Genomic DNA, 562 nt, shown 5'->3' with positions numbered 1-562 from the left:
ACAAGTCGCAGGGCAGCCAGGCCGACGAGGTGACAGTGCTCCTCCCCGACGAGGACTCCCGGCTGCTCACCCGCGAGCTCTTCTACACGGCCGTGACGCGGGCGCAGCGCAAGGTCCGGGTGATCGGGTCGGAGTCGGCGGTCCGCGCGGCCATCGAGCGGCAGGCGCTGCGGGCGAGCGGACTTCGTGCCCGGCTGTCGGATGGTCGAAACGTCTCGGACACAGATCCCGGATAGCCTCGTCGAGTGCCCTACCTGATGCGCGTCGAGCTCCCCGATGTCCCCGGGTCGCTGGGTCGCGTCGCGAGCGCAATCGGCGAGGCGGGCGGAGACATCGACGCGATCGAGATCGTCGAGAAGCGCGACGGCTACGCGGTCGACGACGTGCTCCTCGAGATGTCGCACGGCACGATGCCCGACTCGGTCGTGTCCGCGTGCAGCGTGCTCGACGGGGTCAGCGTGCTGTGGATCAACCGCTACGCGGCCGGTGGCAACCTCTTCCTCGACCTCGAGGTCGTCGAGGCGCTCACCGAGGACCCGTCGAGCGCGCGCGACCGCCTCAT

At 69.9% G+C, this 562-nt stretch carries 2 protein-coding genes; both read left to right on the top strand.

The features are described from left to right. Window positions 1-236 (top strand): ATP-binding domain-containing protein (locus tag FB586_RS18805; protein WP_168800627.1); only part of this gene is annotated, 236 nt, incomplete at its 5' end. 9 nt (window positions 237-245) lie between these two features. Then, a partial coding sequence (locus tag FB586_RS18800; protein WP_136520865.1) for an ACT domain-containing protein occupies window positions 246-562 on the top strand: 317 nt, incomplete at its 3' end.

The sequence above is a fragment of the Cellulomonas telluris genome (assembly GCF_004886325.1).
In the GTDB taxonomy this organism is placed as follows: Bacteria; Actinomycetota; Actinomycetes; order Actinomycetales; family Cellulomonadaceae; genus Cellulomonas; species Cellulomonas telluris.
The sequence above is the reverse complement of the archived record's forward strand: the minus strand, read 5'-3'. Positions and strand labels throughout refer to the sequence as shown.